A 13739-nucleotide genomic window follows, 5' to 3' on the forward strand; every position below is an offset into this window, starting at 1 on the left:
TCTGATTTAGGCTTCGTGGCATGACCGGGCTCCGAGAGCGGAAGAAGGCGCAGACGCGCCACCGTATCACCGAGGCCGCGCTCCGGCTGTTCGCCGAGCGCGGCTTCGACGCCGTCACCATGACCGAGATCGCCGCCGCCGCCGACGTCTCCCGGGCCAGCCTGTTCGGCTACTTCCCGACCAAGGAGTCGCTGGTCGTCCAGGATGTCGGCGACGACGACCTGGCCGCGGTGGTCCGCGACCGCCCGGCCGGGCAGGACCCGGTCGCCGCGCTCCGCGGCCACTACCGGGTCGTCGCGGCCGAGGCGCCGACCGGTGCCGAGATCGAGGGCCTGCTCGCCCGCATCCGGGTGATCGTCGACAACCCGAAGCTCGGCGCCGCGGCGCACACCCTGCGCCACCGCCAGCGCGCCGCGCTGACCGCCGCTCTCGCCCCGGCGTACGGGGAGCGGGCCGCGGAGCTGGTCGCCGGGCAGATCGCCGCGGCAGCGCTGACGATCCAGGAGGCGTACTTCCGGCGGCTGGCCGACGGCGTCGCGCCGGGCGAGGCGGCGCGGGCCCTCGCCGCCGACGTCGAGCTCGCCTTCGACCTGCTCGCCCGTGGTACCCGCGCGCTCACCGACACCGACGCCCCGGTGCCGGGCGACGGACCGATCCGAGGAGGCGCGTGATGGACGGCCGGGGGATCAACTACGACACCGGGTTCCTGCCCGGGCTGGCCAGCCGTCCCGGGTACGACCGTGACGCGGTGCGGCGCGACATGGACACGATCGTCGATCGCCTGCACTGCGACACGGTGCGCATCTCCGGCGGTGACCTGGAACGGCTCGACGTCGCGGCCGAGGCGGCGGCCGAACGCGGCCTGCGGGTCTGGTACTGCCCGTTCCCGGTCGACCTGCCGCCGGAGCGGATGACGGAGCTGTTCGTCGACGGCGCGACCCGGGCCGAACGGCTGCGCCGGCGCGGCGCCGAGGTGGTGTACCTGACCGGCTGCGAGCTGAGCCTGTTCGCCACCGGCTTCCTGCCCGGCGACACCTACCGTGACCGGCTGGCCGCGATCGCCGCCGCCGACCTCGACTGGTGGCTGTCGCTCGGCCCGGTCACCGAGCGGGTCAACGAGTTCCTGGCGGCGACCGTCGCCCGGGTCCGGGCCGTCTTCGGGGGCGCGGTCAGCTACGCCTCCGGCCCGTGGGAGGCGGTCGACTGGGCGCCGTACGACCTCGTCGGGGTCGACGCCTACCGCGCCGCGCACAACGCCGAGAGCTACCGCGAGCTGCTCCAGGAGCAGTTCCGGCACGGCAAGCCGGTGGCGGTCACCGAGTTCGGCACCTGCCCGTACCGGGGCGCCGGGGATCGCGGCGGCACCGCCTGGCAGGTACCCGACGGCGCGGAGCGCGACGAGCAGGAACAGGTGCGGTACCTCACCGAGCTGCTGGACGTGTTCGAGGCGGCGGGCGTGCACACCGCGCTCTGGTTCACCTTCGCCGACTTCCTGCGCACCGGCGACGCCGACCTCGGCTCGTACGGCGTGGTCGGCGTCGGCCCCGACGGGGTGCGGACCCCGCGGGCGGTGTTCGCCGCGATGGCCGACCGCTACCGGCACTGACCGCCGCCGGGCGCCCGCGTCAGCCTGGCCCGCCGGCGGCACCGACCGCCGGCGGGCGCCCGCGTCAGCGAGGTCCGGCGCGACGTGGCTGCCGGGGGTCGTGCGTCAGTCTGGCTCGGCGTGACGCCGGCTGCCGGCGGGTACGTGCGTCAGTGTGGTTCGGCGGCGATCAGTTCGGCGATCTGGACGGTGTTGAGCGCGGCGCCCTTGCGCAGGTTGTCGCCGACCAGGAACAGGTCGAGCGCGCGCGGGTCGTCCAGCGCCCGGCGGACCCGGCCGGCCCAGGTCGGGTCGGTACCGACGGCGTCGGCCGGGGTCGGGAACTCGCCCTCGGCCGGGTCGTCCACCAGCACCACACCCGGCGCCTGTTTGATGATCTCCTGCGCGTCGTCGGCGGAGACCTCGGCGCCGAACACCGCGTGCACCGTGACCGAGTGCCCGGTCACCACCGGGACCCGGACGCAGGTGGCGGACACCTTCAGGTCGGGCAGGCCGAGGATCTTGCGGGACTCGTTGCGCAGCTTCAGCTCCTCCGACGACCAGCCGTGGTCGCGCAGCGAACCCGCCCACGGCACCACGTTCAGCGCCAGCGGCGCCGGGAACGGGCCGAGCTCGTCGCCGACGGTGCGCCGCACGTCGCCGGCCCGGGTCCCGACGGTACGGTCCCCGGACACCTTGGTGACCTGGTCGTGCAGCGTGTCGATGCCCGACTGGCCGGCGCCGGACGCGGCCTGGTAGGTGGAGATGATCAGCTCGCGCAGCCCGTACTCCCGGTGCAGTGCACCGATCGCCACGATCATCGCCAGCGTGGTGCAGTTCGGGTTCGCGACGATGTGCTTGCCGCGGTCCCGGATCCGCTCCGGGTTCACCTCCGGTACGACCAGCGGGACGTCCGCGTCGAGCCGGAACGCGGCGGAGTTGTCCACCACCGTCACGCCGTGCTCGACCGCGATCGGTACCCATTCGGCGGCGACGTCGTCGGGCACGTCGAACAGCGCCACGTCGACGCCGTCGAACGCCTCCGGGGCGAGTTCTCGTACCGTCAGCTGCTCGCCGCGGACCGGCAGGGTCCGGCCGGCCGACCGCGCGGAGGCGATCAGCCGGATCTCACCCCAGACGTTCTTGCGCGACGACAGCAGCTCGCACACCACCCGGCCCACCGCGCCGGTGGCGCCGACGACCGCCAGGCACGGCGCCGGCGCGGCGCCTCTCGCCGGCTCGTTCGAGGCCACCGCCGATCACCGACCGGTACCGGCGTAGACCACCGCTTCCTCGTCGCCGCCGAGGTCGAACGCCTCGTGCAGCGCGCGGACCGCCTCGTCCAGGTCGGTGTCGCGGCACACCACGGAGACCCGGATCTCCGAGGTGGAGATCATCTCGATGTTGACGCCGGCCTCGGACAGCGCCCGGAAGAACGTCGCGGCGACGCCCGGGTTGGACCGCATCCCGGCGCCGACCAGCGACACCTTGCCGATGTGGTCGTCGAACAGCAGGCCCTCGAAGCCGATCTCGCCCTGCGTCTTCTGCAGCGCGGTCATCGCGGCCGCGCCGTCGGTCTTCGGCAGCGTGAACGAGATGTCGGTGCGGCCGGTGGCCTTGGTCGACACGTTCTGCACGATCATGTCGATGTTGATCTCGGCGTCGGTGACGACCTGGAAGATCTTGGCCGCCCGGCCGGGCTCGTCCGGCACCGACAGGACGGTGATCTTGGCTTCGCTGCGGTCGTGCGCGACCCCTGAGATCAGTGCCTGTTCCACGGGAAGATCCTCCATCGAGCCGGCGACGATCGTGCCGGGCTTGGTCGAGTACGACGAGCGGACATGGATCGGCATGTTGAACCGGCGGGCGTATTCCACGGCGCGCAGGTGCAGCACCTTCGCCCCGGACGCGGCCAGCTCCAGCATCTCCTCGTACGTCACGGTATCGAGCTTGTGCGCGGTCGGCACGATGCGCGGGTCGGCGGTGAACACGCCGTCCACGTCGGTGTAGATCTCGCACTGGTCGGCGTGCATCGCGGCGGCCAGCGCCACCGCGGTGGTGTCCGAACCGCCCCGGCCGAGGGTGGTGATGTCCTTGGTGTCCTGCGCGATGCCCTGGAACCCGGCCAGGATCGCGACCGCACCCTCGTCGATCGCGCTCTGCAGCCGGCCCGGGGTCACGTCGATGATCCGCGCCTTGCCGTGCGACGAGGTGGTGATCACGCCGGCCTGGGAACCGGTGAACGAGCGCGCCTCGTACCCGAGGTTGTGGATCGCCATCGCGAGCAGCGCCATCGAGATGCGCTCGCCGGAGGTGAGCAGCATGTCCAGCTCGCGGCCGGGCGGCAGCGGGGACACCTGGTGGGCCAGGTCGAGGAGGTCGTCGGTGGTGTCGCCCATCGCGGAGACCACGACCGCCACGTCGTCGCCGGCTTTGCGGGCCGAGACGATGCGCTCGGCTACCCGCTTGATCCGCTCCGCGTCGGCGACCGATGAGCCGCCGTACTTCTGGACGACGAGTGTCACACCTACCCCTTCTGCGAGGGTGCCCGGATGGCCCTCAGGTCGATCTGGCGCTGCCAGGGTACCGGCCGGGCAGGTTGCGGCCACCCCACGTCCCAGCATGCGATGAATCGCTCACACGCGGTACGGCCGGTGCAGGTTCCGGAATTCCGTGCTCCGGGTGACCGGGGACGCGCCCTGCGTGGCCTCCCCAAGATCCGTGCGCCGGCCACCCACAATGACCGGGTGCGTACTCGGACCGCAGCACTGATGCCCGTACTGCTCGTCGCCGCATCGGCGGCGCTGACCGGTTGCGGCGGCGGGGCGAAGGCACCGGCACCGACCGGGTCGCCGACCCCGGCCGCGCACGACGAGGGCAGCCCGGCCGACCGGCTCGCCGGCCTGGTCGCGGCCGCCGCCGACAAGCGGTACGTGGCCCGCTACGAGTACTCGCCGGGTGGCCGGAAGACGACCTCGACGATCACCGTGACGCTGGCCACCAACGGTTCCTGGCGCTTCGACGTACCCGAGGGTGGGCTCGGCGGCGGCACCGACGTGGCGGTCGCCGGCAACGCCGCCGGGGTGTACCAGTGCGGGCTCGGCGACCCGAAGTCCTGCGCCCGGGTGGCCGGCAAGGGCGGTTCGGTGCCGGCGAAGTACGACCCGAAGATCGAGCGGCTCTGGCTGTCCTGGCTGGGGATCCTGGGCGACCGCAGCGAGGCGCTGTCGATCGACTCGGCGAAGAACCCGACCGGGGTGCCCGGCTCCTGCTTCTCGGTCGAGCCGACCGCGGCGTCGCTGTCCTCGCCGGTCCCGTCCGGCACGTACTGCCTGGCCGACGACGGTGTGGTCACCGGTGCCCGGTTGAGCATCGGCTCGCTGACGCTGGTCGGTTCGGCCGCCGCGGCGCCGAAGTCGGTCAGGCTGCCCGGCCCGGTGGCCGCCGGCGGTGCGGTCCCGACGACCTCCCCGTCCCCGTCTCGGACGCCCTCCGCCTCCGCGTCCGGTTCCGCCTCGGCCTCGCCGTCCGCAGCCCGCTGATCCCCGCCCGGCACCGCCGCTGCACCACCACTCGCACCGGCCAGCCGCTAGTACCGTGCCGTCCCACGCCGCGCCGGTAGCCCCACCGTCTCGCCGGTGGTCCCACCGTGCCGATCCTCTCCGTCTCGCCGGCAATACCGCGCCATCCCACCGTCTCACCAGCGCACCCAGGCGCCGGCCCGCGTCCAGCGGCCCGGCGCCGCTACGATGGGCCGCGGCAACGGGGCCGGCCGGCCCCGCACCGAACGCAGGGCCGAAGGAGATTTTGTGAGCGTCGCACTCGTGACCGGCTCGGCCGGCCTGATCGGTTCGGAGTCGGTACGGCACTTCGCCAAGCTGGGCCTGACCGTGGTCGGCATCGACAACGACATGCGCGGCTACTTCTTCGGCGCGGACGGCTCGACCGCCTGGCAGGTGGAGCAGCTGAAGTCCGAGCTGGGCGGCTCCTACGAGCACCACAGCATCGACATCCGGGACCGGGACGCGGTCGCGGCGCTGTTCACCCGGTACGGCAGGGACATCGCGGTGGTGATCCACACCGCGGCGCAGCCCAGCCACGACTGGGCCGCGAAGGAGCCGTTCACCGACTTCGACGTGAACGCGGTCGGCACCCTGAACCTGCTGGAGAACACCCGGCTGCACGCACCCGAGGCACCGTTCATCTTCACCTCCACCAACAAGGTGTACGGCGACACCCCGAACCGGCTGCCGCTGGTCGAGCAGGAGACGCGGTACGAGCTGGATCCCGCGCACACCTACTACGAGGGCATCCGCGAGGACATGTCCATCGACCACTCGCTGCACTCGATCTTCGGCGTCTCCAAGGTCGCCGCGGACGTGCTGGTGCAGGAGTACGGCCGCTACTTCGACCTGAAGACCGCGGCGTTCCGCGGCGGCACGTTGACCGGCCCGGCGCACTCCGCCGCCGAGCTGCACGGCTTCCTCGCCTACCTGATGCGCTGCAACATGGAGCGCCGCGTCTACACGATCTACGGGTACAAGGGAAAGATGGTGCGGGACGCGATCCACAGCAACGACGTGGTGACCGCGTTCGAGGCGTTCTTCCGCGCGCCGCGGGTCGGCGAGGTGTACAACCTGGGCGGCGGCCGGCAGTCCAACTGCTCGCACCTGGAAGCCTTCACGCTCGCCGAGGAGATCTCCGGCATCGAGATGCGGCACGTGTACGACGAGACCGCGCGTACCGGGGACCACCAGTGGTACGTCAGCGACATGGGCCGGTTCCGCGAGCACTACCCGGACTGGAAGCAGCAGTACGACGTGCCGGCGATCCTGCGCGAGATGTACGAGGCGAACGCCGAGCGTTGGACGCCGCAGGCGTGACGCGGCGGTACCGGTGAGGGGCGGCAGGTCGTGATCGATCGGGGCAAGGGCAACGTGCTCGGCGTCTGCGTGGACGCCATGGACTACGAGGCCGCGACCGACAAGGTGCTTGCCGCGGCGCGCGAGGCGCGGCCGCTGGCGCTGACCGCGCTCGCCGTGCACGGCGTGATGACCGGGGTGCAGGACAAGGCGCACGAGGCCCGGCTCAACTCGTTCGACGTGGTCACGCCGGACGGGCAGCCGGTGCGCTGGGCGCTGAACCTGCTGCACAAGGCGCAGCTGCCGGACCGCACGTACGGCCCGACGCTGACCCTCAAGGTGGTCGAGCGGTGCGCCGCCGAGGGGTTGCCGATCTACCTGTACGGGTCGACCCAGCCGGTGCTGGACAGGCTGTCCGCGGCGCTGACCACGCAGTTTCCCGGGCTCAAGATCGCCGGCGCGGAGCCGTCCAAGTTCCGCTCCGCGCAGCCGGGTGAGCCGGCCGAGATCGCCCGCCGGATCGCCGATTCCGGCGCCCGCGTCGTTCTGGTCGGGCTGGGCTGCCCGCGCCAGGAGGTGTTCGTGCACGCGATGCGGCCGCTGCTGTCGATGCCGCTGCTCGCGGTCGGCGCCGCGTTCGACTACCACGCCGGCGACCTGCGCAAGCCGCCGCCGTGGATGCAGCAGCGCGGGCTGGAATGGTTGTGGCGCTTGGGGTTGGAGCCGAAGCGGCTGTGGCGCCGCTACCTGATCCTCAACCCCGCCTACCTGGCCCGGCTCGGCGCCCAGGCCAGCCACCTCTGGCGGGCCTGCCCGGCCGAACCCACCACCACCCCCGCCGACACCTTCGCCGTCTGACCCGCCGGCTTTCTCAGCCCAGGCCGAACGCGGACACGCTCGCGGTTTCCCCAGCCGGGCTGTCGCGATCAGGCGGCCCACTGGGTACGGGCCAGGTCGAGCAGGGCGGTGAGGGCGGGGGTCGGGGAGCGGCGGGCGAGCCGGACCGCCTGGGTGTGCAGGACGGGTGCGTCCGCGTCCGGCTGCCAGGAGAGCGTGACGAGGTCGCCGCGGCGCAGCTCGCCGGCAACCGCGACGGCGGGCAGCATCGCCACGCCGAGGCCCGCGACCGCGCACTGCTTGACCGCCTCCAGGCTGACGAACTCGGCCAGTACCGGCGGGGCGACGCCGGCGGCGCGCAGCTGCCGGTCGAACACCTCCCGGTGCGCGCAGCCCTCCTCGACCTGGATCAACGGCTGGTCGGCGAGATCGGCCGGGGTCACCGAGGGCGCGCTGGCGAGCGCGTGGTCGGGGGCGGCGACCAGCAGCAGCGGCTCGGCCGCGAGCGGCTCCACGGCGAGCCCGGTGCCGGCGATCGGCTCCTCCAGCAGCAGCGCCGCATCCAGCCGGGCCGCGGACAGGTCGGCGAGCAGCTCGGTCCGCGACGCGGGCCGGAACACCACCCGCAGCCGCGGATGCCGGTCGGCGAGGGCGCGCAGCACGTGCGGCAGCCGGTACGCGCAGAGGGTTTCGGCGGCGCCGATCCGCAGGGTGCCGACGAGCTCGCCGTCGCCGGCCGAGAGGGCGCGCAGCTCGGCGCCGGCGTCGTCGGCGAGCCGGAGGATGCGGTCCGCGTACTCGACCAGCCGGCGACCGGCGTCGGTGATCACGATGCGCCGGCCGAGCCGCTCGAACAGCGGCGCGCCGACCTCGTGTTCCAGCGTCTTGATCTGCGCGGTGACGTTGGACTGCACGTACCCGAGGTCGGCGGCGGCGCGGGTGAAGCTGCCGGTGGCGGCGACCGCCCGGAAGGTGCGTAGCAGGCGAAGCTCCATGTATCAACAGTAGCGATGGGTCACATCAGCAACATTCGTTTGACGTGATGGATGCTGCGCCCTTAGACAGGAAGCGTGTCCGTCACCTGCGAGCCCGTCGCCGCCCCCACCCGGAGCGGCTTCCCGGCCCTGCTCGTCGCCACCGTCGGCGCCTTCGCCAACTACGCGGTACTGCTGCCGGTGGTCACCGCGTGGGCCGCGCGCGGCGGCGCCAGCCCGGCCGGCGCCGGCGCCACCACCAGTGTGTTCATGCTCACCACCGTGCTCACCCAGGCGCTGGTACCGCTGCTCGGCCGGCGCGTCGGCTACCACGCCACGTTCGCCGCCGGCGTGGCGGTCATGGTGCCGCCGACCATCGGGTACGCGCTGACCGACGCGATGGCGCCGCTGATCGCGGTGTCCGCGCTGCGCGGCATCGGGTTCGGTTTGCTCACCGTCTCCGGCAGCGCGCTGGTCGCCGAACTCGCGCCACCCGGGCGCCGCGGCCGGGCCAGCGGTGCGTACGGGCTGGCCGTCGCGCTGCCCAACGTCGCGCTGGTGCCGGTCGCCGTCGCCGGGGTCGACCTGGTCGGCTACCCGGCGCTGTTCGTCGCGAGCACCGTCGTGCCGCTCGCCGCCGGTGCGGCGATCCTCGCCATCCGCCGCACCCAGGCGCCGCCACCACCCGCCGACACCGGCCGGCCGCCGCTCGCCGCGATCGCCGGGCCGGTCGCGGTGATGCTGCCGATCGCCGTCGTTGCCACCGGCATCATCACGTTCGCGCCGCTGTCGGTACCGGCGGCCTCCGCCGCGGTGCTCGCCGTCTTCGGCGCCGCCGCGCTGGCCGCCCGGTGGGGCGCCGGGCAACTCGCCGACCGCGTGCCCGGAACCGCCACCGTGCGGGCGATCCTGCCGGTCGCGGTGGTCACCGCCGCGGCCGGGCTGGCGCTCGTCGGCCTCGGCGGGCACGTCGGTACCGGCCCGGGTACCGCGGCGGCCCTGCTCGGCGCGCTGCTGCTCGGCGCCGGGTTCGGCGCCGCCCAGAACCAGACCCTGGTCCTGCTGTTCGACCGGGCCGGCGCCGGCCGGCACGGCACCGCCAGCGCCGTCTGGAACATGTCGCTGGACGCCGGTACCGGCGTCGGGGGCATCCTGCTCGGCGGCCTCGCCACCCACGCCGGCTTCGCCGTCGCCTTCGTGCTCACCGCCGCGGCCCTGCTGGCCGGCTGCCTCCCGGTCGCCCTCCGCACCGCCGCCCGGTGACCGCCGTCAGGGTCGGCCCAGCCGCCCGGGGTTCGTCAGGGTCGGACGAGCGGGACGGTGGCTGCGTGCCGGGCCTGCGTGTCGGCGTCCCAGTCGCCGGTGCAGTAGACCGACAGGGCGCTGATCGCGCCGCCGGTGACCTCGGCCCGGGCCATCTCCCGGCAGTACCAGTCCTGGCCGTCGGCGGTCCAGCGTTCCTCCCACTCGACCACGAAACCGGTCGGGGTCGGGTCGACCCGGTGCCGCGGCACGGTACCGGGGGACGGGTGCAGCCGCCGCCGCAACGCGACGAGCGTGTCGGCCCCGTCGGCCTGCTGCCGCCACTGCGGGACGCTGAGGTCGAGGAACGCGTCCGGGGCGAACAGCCCGGCCGGTGCCTGTCCGGTCGCGAAGAACCGCAGCAGGGCGCCGGCCAGGTCGGTGCCCGCGACGGTCATGACGACGCCGCCCGGGACGCGGCCAGGTTCGCCTCGAGGACCCGCATCGTCGCGGCGAGGTCCGCCGTCGGCGTGAACTCGACGATCTCGGTGCCGGCGGTCAGCAGCGGCAGATGCCCCGGCGCGCCGTAGTACGCATCGCCCGCGCGGTAGGTCTCCTCGTGGTCGGGGTAGCGGAACACCAGGGAGCCGTGCAGCACCACACCCCAGTGCGGTGCCTGGCACCGGTCGTCCGGCAGCCCGTGGAACAGCGGTGCCGGGTCCATGTCCTGCTTCATCGTCTCGAAGCCGACCGTGTACGGGCCGAGTTCGACGTACCGGCCCTCGATGACCGGTTCGTCCACCGACACGGGCGCCTCGTTCTTGTTCGTGCGTGGCATTGGTCTGGCCTCCTCGGATCGGGTCGGGTCGAAGCCCGCGGATCGGGACCTCGCCGAAGCCCGGAGTGCTGTCACCCGAAGGGCGTGAGATCCGGTCGCACGGTGTCAGAACCGGCGGGTGACCTGCCAGCGCACCGGATGCTCCGGCTCGTACACGCAGAACGTCCCGGTGTGCACGGCGCCCCGCAGGTGCCGGCCGAGTGGTGGATGGGCGGCCTCGATGTGCCGGATCGCGTCGCGGATCCGGCCGGTGACCGCCGTCCTGGCCCGTTCGGTCGGCGACCCCGGACGTCGCCGGCGGCCGCCCAGCCCGTACGCGGTGGTGAGCTGCTCGACCAGCGCGTCGCGCTCGGCCCGCTGCCGGGCGGCGCGTTCCGGGTCGGCCGGGTCGGCGAGTTCCTCCTCCAGCTCGGCCAACCGCTGCCGGTACGCCCGGCGGGCGGTGGCGTCGAGCGCCTCGCCCAGGTCGCCCTCGACCCCGCCCGGTGCGTCGCCGGTCGCCGGGCGGCGGGTGTACGCGGTGGCCAGGTCGAGCGCGGCGACCGGCCGGCCGGGCCGGGCGAGCAGTGTCGCCAGGTCGCGCAGGCCCTTGGCGTCCCGCAGCCGCACCTGCCGCCCCTCGTACCCCAGGGTCCAGACCTCGCCGTCGGATCGGAACACCGGATCCGGCCCGGCACCTTCGGCCGCCAGCCCGAGTGCGCGGTACTGCCGGTCGGCGGCGGCGAGCCGGCCCCCGTCGCCGAGGGCCCGGCCGGCGTCCCGGCACACCTCGGCGGCCAGCAGCGTCGCGCCGACGTCCACGCAGGCCCGCTCGGCGGCGGCGAAGTGGGTCGCGGCACCGGCCCGGTCCCCGCGGGCGGCGGCGAGCAGGCCCAGGTGCCGATCGACCGGGCCACGCACCGCGGCGCCGATCCCCTCCACCACCCACATCCCCGCGTAGCCGGCGAGTGCCCGGTACGCCGGGTCGGCGACCGGGTGCGAACCGACCACGCCGACCGTCTCGGCGACCTGGGCCAGCATCGGCAACCACTCCGAGTCCCGGGGCGCGGACGGCAGCCGCGGCGCCACCGCGTCCAGCCGGGCGCGCGCCGCGTCGACCCGGCCGGTCTGCGCGAGGATCAGCGCCAGCGTCACGTACGGCCAGACCGTGCCGAACTGGTCCGGGTCCAGGCCGGCGCCGAGTTCGGCCACCCCGTCCCGGTCGCCGGTCGCCGCGAGCAGGCACCAGCGCTGGGTGCGGGTCAGGACGGCCGCGTTCCGGCTGCCGGCCCGGTCACCGAGCGCGCAGGCGTCCGCCAGCAGCGCGGCGCAGTCGGCGGTGCGGCCCTCCATCAGCGCCCGCATGCCACGCCACAGCGGCACGTACCACAGGTAGAGCGGTCGGCCGAGCCGTTCCGCCGTGGTGCGGAAGGCGAGCGCCTCGGCGTCGGCCGCGTCGACGTCCCCGCCCTCCAGGTACCCGACCAGGCGGAGCCGGCGGGCCAGCAGCTCCAGCGGCGGATCGCCGAGCTGTACCGCGAGTGCCAGCATCGCGGTCGCGTCGGCGATCCGGGCCACCCGGTGGTCCGGCCCGGCGTGCGCGTCGCACCGCGCCGACAGTGCGTACGCGCAGGCGCCGGCGTCGCCGCTCGCGCGGGCGTCCCGGACCGCCTCGGCGGCGAGCGCGGACCGTTCGGCGTCCCCGGCCAGTACCGACGAGGCGACCGACAGCCGCGCGGTCACCAGCGCGCGCAGCGGCGTTGCGGCGGGCAGCGCGGCGCGGGCCTCGGTGAGCAACTCCAGCTGCGTCCCGTCCAGCATCGTCACCTCGAACCCGGCCGTACCGGAGCCGAGACCGAGCGCCGCGGCTGCGAGCAGGTCGGGCCGGCGCAGCGCGCGGGCCCGCACCGCCGCGTCGAGGTACCCGGCCCGTGAGCCGTCCGGGTCACCCGCCGCGGCGCGGGCCTCGGCCCGGGCGAGCAGGATCGAGACCCGGTCCGTGTCGTCGCCGGACAGCGCCAGGGCCCGCTCGTACCAGCCCGTCGCGTCGGCGTATCCGAGGCGCCCGGCGGCGCGGTCGCCCGCCTGGCGGGCGAGTTCGGCGGCGCGCGCCCGGTACGCGGGGCCGGCACGCGCGAGGTGCCGCGCGGCCGCGGCGACGTCGGTACCGCGGTCGGCGAGCACCGTGCCGGCCCGGGCGTGCAGGACGGCCCGGTCGGCCGCGGGCACCCCGTCGTACACCGCATCGCGGACGATCTCGTGCGCGAACCCGACCGTGCCGTCGGCCGCCTCGGTGAGCAGCCCGGCGTCGAGCACGGCGCCGAGACCACCCCGGAATCCCTCGGCGGGCGCGACGGCGGCGAGCACGTCGGTACCGATCGGCGTGCCGAGCACCGCCGCGGCCGCGACCACCGGCCGCGCCGCCGGCGGCAGGGCCGCGACCCGGTCGTCGACCAGCGCCCGTACCGACATCGGCAGCGTGTCGGTGCGTGGCGCGCGCAGCAGCTCGGTGACGAACAGGGCGTTCCCGGCGGTACGGGCCAGCACGGCGGCGACGCGACCGTGGTCGTCGGCCGCCCCCGCGTACCGCAGCAGGGCCGCGATCGCGCCGCCGTCGAGCGGTTCGACCGGCACCGCGGTACCGGCGCGCAGCAGCCGGGCGCGCGCGGCCAGGTGCCCGTGCCAGTCGACGTCGGCCGGCCGCGCCGTCGCGATCACCAGTACCGGCAGCTCCGGGACCGTCAGCGCCAGCTCGGTGAGCAGCCGCAGCGACGGTTCGTCGGCGTCGGACACGTCGTCGAACACCAGCAGCAGCGGGCGCCGGGCGGCCCGCCGGCGTACCAGGGTGGTGACGTCCTCGGCGAGCTGGCGCCCGGCGGTGCCCGGATCGTCGTCCGCCGCCAGCACGAGGTCGGCACCGGAGCGCAGCGCCCGCAGGAACGCGCGGTCGACGCCGGCCGGTTCGGCGTCGTCGGCGGTCAGCGCGCGAACGGTCCGGGTCCACGGCCCGAGCGGTTCGGTACCGGTGCAGGAGACGACGACGGTGCGAAACGCGCGGGCGCCGCGCACGGCCTCCCGGGCGAGGCGGGTCTTCCCGGCGCCGGGCTCACCGGTGAGTACGACGAGACCGCCGTGCCCGGCCGCGGCCGCGTCCCGCGCGCGGTCCAGCCAGGCCCGCGCGGCATCCCGCCCCACCAGCGGAAACTCTCCGACCGGCATACCCCTCGATGGTGCCAGGAATCCGCAGCGCGCGGCTCGGTCGTCCGGTCGCCCGGCCAGGTACGCGCGGGCCGACCCGACCACCCGAGCGGCCGCAACGCCCAGCCCTGCCCCGAGGCGGAGACCCGGGCCCGAGGTCGCGAACGGGACGAATCGGTCGCGGGTCCACCCGGGAGTGCGCCGATCGTCGAGCACCGGGTCGG

General features: G+C 74.6%; 12 protein-coding genes. 6 read left to right on the forward strand and 6 right to left on the reverse strand.

The window, feature by feature from the left end; translation table 11 throughout:
• The first annotated feature begins 20 nt into the window (after window positions 1-20).
• Entirely contained in the window at window positions 21-671 is a 651-nt protein-coding gene (locus tag Asera_RS08480) for a TetR family transcriptional regulator (protein WP_084132620.1), read from the forward strand.
• The gene (locus tag Asera_RS08485; RefSeq protein WP_030449070.1) at window positions 671-1606 is read left to right on the forward strand and encodes a glycoside hydrolase family 113 protein; all 936 of its coding nucleotides are present in this window, start codon (window positions 671-673) and stop codon (window positions 1604-1606) included. The genes Asera_RS08480 and Asera_RS08485 overlap by 1 nt, the downstream gene beginning before the upstream one ends.
• A 149-nt stretch (window positions 1607-1755) precedes the next feature.
• On the opposite strand, the gene Asera_RS08490 is transcribed toward Asera_RS08485, so the two are convergent.
• Together Asera_RS08490 and Asera_RS08495 are read right to left on the reverse strand one after the other, a co-directional pair.
• Window positions 1756-2838, reverse strand: coding sequence for an aspartate-semialdehyde dehydrogenase (locus Asera_RS08490; RefSeq protein ID WP_051802890.1), 1083 nt, complete (start codon window positions 2836-2838; stop codon window positions 1756-1758).
• Window positions 2839-2844: 6 nt separating this feature from the next.
• Window positions 2845-4110 (reverse strand): aspartate kinase, encoded by a 1266-nt coding sequence (locus tag Asera_RS08495; RefSeq protein ID WP_030449068.1) that lies wholly within the window; start codon window positions 4108-4110, stop codon window positions 2845-2847.
• A 222-nt stretch (window positions 4111-4332) separates the two neighbouring features.
• Here Asera_RS08495 and Asera_RS08500 point away from each other — a divergent pair, with 222 nt between their 5' ends.
• From Asera_RS08500 to Asera_RS08510, 3 genes are all read left to right on the forward strand, one after another.
• On the forward strand, window positions 4333-5127 hold the full coding sequence (locus Asera_RS08500; RefSeq protein ID WP_157035126.1) for a hypothetical protein: 795 nt from the start codon (window positions 4333-4335) through the stop codon (window positions 5125-5127).
• Between the two features lie 267 nt (window positions 5128-5394).
• Entirely contained in the window at window positions 5395-6468 is a 1074-nt protein-coding gene (locus tag Asera_RS08505; protein ID WP_030449066.1) for an NAD-dependent epimerase/dehydratase family protein, read from the forward strand.
• Between the two features lie 78 nt (window positions 6469-6546).
• A complete protein-coding gene (locus Asera_RS08510) occupies window positions 6547-7305 on the forward strand; it encodes a WecB/TagA/CpsF family glycosyltransferase (RefSeq protein WP_051802893.1) in 759 nt (252 codons plus the stop codon).
• Window positions 7306-7373: 68 nt separating this feature from the next.
• On the opposite strand, the gene Asera_RS08515 is transcribed toward Asera_RS08510, so the two are convergent.
• Complete coding sequence (locus tag Asera_RS08515) at window positions 7374-8279, reverse strand: LysR family transcriptional regulator (protein ID WP_030449064.1); 906 nt, start codon at window positions 8277-8279, stop codon at window positions 7374-7376.
• Window positions 8280-8354: 75 nt separating this feature from the next.
• Here Asera_RS08515 and Asera_RS08520 point away from each other — a divergent pair, with 75 nt between their 5' ends.
• Window positions 8355-9521, forward strand: coding sequence for an MFS transporter (locus Asera_RS08520; RefSeq protein WP_035298312.1), 1167 nt, complete (start codon window positions 8355-8357; stop codon window positions 9519-9521).
• 35 nt (window positions 9522-9556) lie between these two features.
• On the opposite strand, the gene Asera_RS08525 is transcribed toward Asera_RS08520, so the two are convergent.
• The 3 genes from Asera_RS08525 to Asera_RS08535 all read right to left on the reverse strand — a co-directional run bounded on the left by Asera_RS08525 (window position 9557) and on the right by Asera_RS08535 (window position 13536).
• Complete coding sequence (locus tag Asera_RS08525; RefSeq protein WP_030449062.1) at window positions 9557-9958, reverse strand: hypothetical protein; 402 nt, start codon at window positions 9956-9958, stop codon at window positions 9557-9559.
• On the reverse strand, window positions 9955-10338 hold the full coding sequence (locus Asera_RS08530; protein ID WP_030449061.1) for a cupin domain-containing protein: 384 nt from the start codon (window positions 10336-10338) through the stop codon (window positions 9955-9957). The genes Asera_RS08525 and Asera_RS08530 overlap by 4 nt, the downstream gene beginning before the upstream one ends.
• A gap of 105 nt (window positions 10339-10443) precedes the next feature.
• Window positions 10444-13536 carry an AAA family ATPase gene (locus Asera_RS08535; protein WP_030449060.1) on the reverse strand — a complete coding sequence of 1031 codons (3093 nt, stop codon included), beginning with the start codon at window positions 13534-13536 and terminating at the stop codon, window positions 10444-10446.
• Between the last annotated feature and the right edge of the window lie 203 nt (window positions 13537-13739).

Source organism: Actinocatenispora sera, from assembly GCF_018324685.1.
GTDB classification, from domain to species: Bacteria; Actinomycetota; Actinomycetes; order Mycobacteriales; family Micromonosporaceae; genus Actinocatenispora; species Actinocatenispora sera.

Bases quoted from the DNA above. Each gene is read 5' to 3' on its own strand.
- Asera_RS08485 (WP_030449070.1), top strand. From the start codon at position 671: ATGGACGGCCGGGGGATCAACTACGACACCGGGTTCCTGCCCGGGCTG.
- Asera_RS08530 (WP_030449061.1), bottom strand. From the start codon at position 10,338: ATGCCACGCACGAACAAGAACGAGGCGCCCGTGTCGGTGGACGAACCG.
- Asera_RS08525 (WP_030449062.1), bottom strand. From the start codon at position 9,958: ATGACCGTCGCGGGCACCGACCTGGCCGGCGCCCTGCTGCGGTTCTTC.
- Asera_RS08480 (WP_084132620.1), top strand. From the start codon at position 21: ATGACCGGGCTCCGAGAGCGGAAGAAGGCGCAGACGCGCCACCGTATC.
- Asera_RS08515 (WP_030449064.1), bottom strand. From the start codon at position 8,279: ATGGAGCTTCGCCTGCTACGCACCTTCCGGGCGGTCGCCGCCACCGGC.
- Asera_RS08535 (WP_030449060.1), bottom strand. From the start codon at position 13,536: ATGCCGGTCGGAGAGTTTCCGCTGGTGGGGCGGGATGCCGCGCGGGCC.
- Asera_RS08510 (WP_051802893.1), top strand. From the start codon at position 6,547: ATGGACTACGAGGCCGCGACCGACAAGGTGCTTGCCGCGGCGCGCGAG.